This window comes from Bradyrhizobium sp. (assembly GCF_049691595.1).
Taxonomy (GTDB): domain Bacteria; phylum Pseudomonadota; class Alphaproteobacteria; order Rhizobiales; family Xanthobacteraceae; genus Bradyrhizobium.
In genome coordinates this window covers 1-2,885 of record NZ_JBAVNZ010000561.1, presented here as the reverse complement: position 1 = coordinate 2,885, position 2,885 = coordinate 1, and the positions used below count along the sequence as shown (strand labels likewise).

General features: G+C 61.6%; 2 protein-coding genes and 2 pseudogenes. 3 read left to right on the top strand and 1 reads right to left on the bottom strand.

Translation table 11 applies throughout. From position 1 onward, the window contains the following. The 3 genes and pseudogenes from WCE35_RS22755 to WCE35_RS22745 form a co-directional block, all read left to right on the top strand. A partial coding sequence (locus WCE35_RS22755; protein ID WP_424595565.1) for an ATP phosphoribosyltransferase regulatory subunit occupies positions 1 to 873 on the top strand: 873 nt, incomplete at its 5' end. A gap of 100 nt (positions 874 to 973) precedes the next feature. Beyond that, positions 974 to 1,222 (top strand): annotated as a pseudogene (locus WCE35_RS22750) (tautomerase family protein); the annotation flags it as partial. A 170-nt stretch (positions 1,223 to 1,392) separates the two neighbouring features. Then, a complete protein-coding gene (locus WCE35_RS22745) occupies positions 1,393 to 1,788 on the top strand; it encodes a thioesterase family protein (RefSeq protein WP_424595564.1) in 396 nt (131 codons plus the stop codon). 142 nt (positions 1,789 to 1,930) lie between these two features. On the opposite strand, the pseudogene proC reads toward WCE35_RS22745, so the two are convergent. Further along, positions 1,931 to 2,777 (bottom strand): annotated as a pseudogene (gene proC, locus WCE35_RS22740) (pyrroline-5-carboxylate reductase). Between the last annotated feature and the right edge of the window lie 108 nt (positions 2,778 to 2,885).

Sequence of the window (2,885 nt, the reverse complement as noted above, 5' to 3'; positions counted from 1 at the left end):
GACCTAACCAGTCGGCAAACAGATACAGTGCTTAAGGTTATTTCTCCGATCGCGAACATTGACAGGGTGCTAAAACTTATTGGTCGAGAGTGGAAGAAACCGTTCTCTCGAAAAAGATACGAGGAGCTTTTAAAGAACGGGCTTGGAGTTGATATTCTATCACCTTTGATAGTTGAAGGACTTCGCGAGATTGAATTAATACGAAGAATTATTCGAAGCGCCGGTTATGGTCCTGACCAAATCCGTATCGATCCTTCCGTCGTCCGTGGTCTCGAATATTACACTGGCCCGGTTTACGAAGTTGAGTTGACGCTCGAAACTAAAGACGAAAAGGGCCGCCCTGTCAGATTCGGCTCGGTCGGCGGCGGCGGGCGTTATGATGGTCTGGTGTCGCGGTTTCGCAGCGAGCCGGTGCCGGCAACGGGTTTCTCGATCGGAGTATCGCGGTTGCAGGCCGCACTCACGATGCTCAGCAAGCTCGACACCAAATCGGGGTTCGGCCCCGTCGTCGTCACCGTGTTCGACCGAGAACGTGTTGCCGATTATCAGAAGATGGTGGCTGCTTTGCGCAATGCCAACATCCGCGCTGAACTCTACCTCGGCAATCCCAAAAATATGGGCAATCAGCTCAAATATGCCGACAAGCGCAATTCGCCGTGTGTGATTATTCAGGGCAGCGATGAGAAAGGCGATCCCGCGGGGCCGCAGGTTCTCATAAAGAATCTCATTCTTGGCGCGCATCTTGCGACGCTTGAGAAGGATCGTGAGGAATATTTGCAGAAGCAGGCTTTGTTACAAATCAAAGTGGCGGAAGATTTGCTGGTCGAGGAAGTCCGCAAGCTTCTGAATTGGCATGACGTGAAGTGGAATTAGGCCTCATGGCGAGGAGGCGCCCCTGCGCCGTCTCGAACCATGAGGACAATGAGCGCATCCTTCGAGACGCGGCCAACGGGCCGCTCCTCAGGACGAGGACCGTGTTCGAGGCAAGAGTAACGTAACAAAAACGAGGGAGAGACAAATGCCTGAGATTACCGTGAGCATGGCCGCCGGCCGCACCGATGAGCAGAAGGCCGGCATGATGCGCGACATCACCCAGGCGCTGGTGAAAAACCTCGGCGTCGATGCCGATGCCGTCGTGATCCAGATCAACGAGGCGCCGCTGACGCACAAGATGAAGGGCGGCAAGACGTTCGTGGAACGCGCCGCCGCGGCGAAGAAGTAACGCGGCTTTCATCACCCGTCGTCCCCGCGCACGCGGGGACCCATAACCACCGATGTTCGTTATAGACGCCGGCAGCGGCCCCAGCTTTTGCGCAACATCAACGGTTGTGGTTATGGGTCCCGGCTCAAGGCCGGGACGACGGCGAGGGTGTTCGCACAACGGAATCGTCCATGGATGCACGCGACGCCATCAGCATCGGCATGCGCGCCGAGCGAATGCTCGTGGTGCCGATCGAGCGCACGGTCGGGCATTTCGTGCCCGGCATGCCGATGGTCTATGCGACCCCGATGATGATTCTGGAGATGGAGATGGCGTCGGGTGACGCCATCCGCGGCGCGCTCGCGCCGGGCTGGGTCACCGTCGGCACCGAGGTCGATATCCGCCATCTTGCAGCAGTGCTGGTCGGCGCCACGGTGCGGACCACGGCAGAGGTGATCGCGGTCGAGCGCCGCGTGATCCGGTTCGAGGTCGAGGCGTTCGAGGGCGCGCGCCGGATCGGCGCCGGCCGCCACGCCCGCGGCCTCGTCAATGTCGAGAATTTCAACAGGCGGCTGGGCGCAGGGTAGTCTCCACTTTCGTCATTGCGAGGAGCAACTTGTCCGCCGTAGCTCAAAGAGCGAAGGCGGAAGCGACGAAGCAATCCATACTTTCCTTGCATCGGCGAGATGGATTGCGTCGCTTCGCTCGCAATGACGGTGGAAGCAGAAACTACTTCGCCAATTCCTTCGACCGCCTGGTCGCCGCGGCAATGGCGCGGATCATCAGCGGCTGCAGGCCGTCCTTGCCCATCAGCACCTCGAGCGCCGCCGCGGTGGTGCCGCCGGGCGAGGTGACGTTCTGGCGCAATGTCGCGGAGGCAAGCTCCGAGCGATGCAGCAATTCGCCCGAACCCGCCACGGTTTCACGCGCGAGTTTCGTTGCAAGCTCCGCTGGCAACCCGGCCTCGATGCCGGCGCGCGCCAGCGCCTCGGCGAGCAGGAACACATAGGCCGGCCCGGAGCCGGAGACGGCGGTCACCGCGTCCATCAGGCCTTCGTCATCGACCCATTCCACCGCGCCGATGGCGCGCAGCAGCGCGTCGGCGGTCGCGCGCTGGGCGGCGCTGTCTTTTTTTTGCCGCCACCGCCACCGTGATGCCGCGGCCGATTGCCGCCGGCGTGTTTGGCATCGCGCGCACCACCATGCCGCCGCAGGCCGCCTCGAGCGCGGCGATGGTGGTGCCGGCCATGATCGAGACCACCAGCGTCGACGATCCCGTGATCGGCTTCAACGCCGCGCCGGCTTCGCGGAACGATTGCGGTTTGACCGCGACCACCAGCGTGTCGACCGCGCCGGCTTCCTTGGCCGCTTCACTGGCCGATGGATTGAGGCGCATGCCTTTCGCCACCAGCGCGGTGATCTCGGCCGAAGGATGCGGCTCGATCACCACGACGCGTCTGACATCGAGCCCCTGCGCCAGCCAGCCCGTCAGCATCGCGCCGCCCATTTTTCCCGCGCCGGCAAGCGCGACGGTGCCGGGGATGTCTTTCAAGGCGCTGCTGCTATTCGAAATCATCACACAAATCTATCCACGTCGTCCCCGCGAACGCGGGGGCCCATAACCACAGCCGGTTCTAGTGAAGCGAGGGACGGGCCACAAGCAGTTTGCTCAAGCCTCGACGTC

Excerpts from the sequence above, each read along its gene's own strand:
- WCE35_RS22745 (WP_424595564.1), top strand. The coding sequence starts at position 1,393 with ATGGATGCACGCGACGCCATCAGCATCGGCATGCGCGCCGAGCGAATG.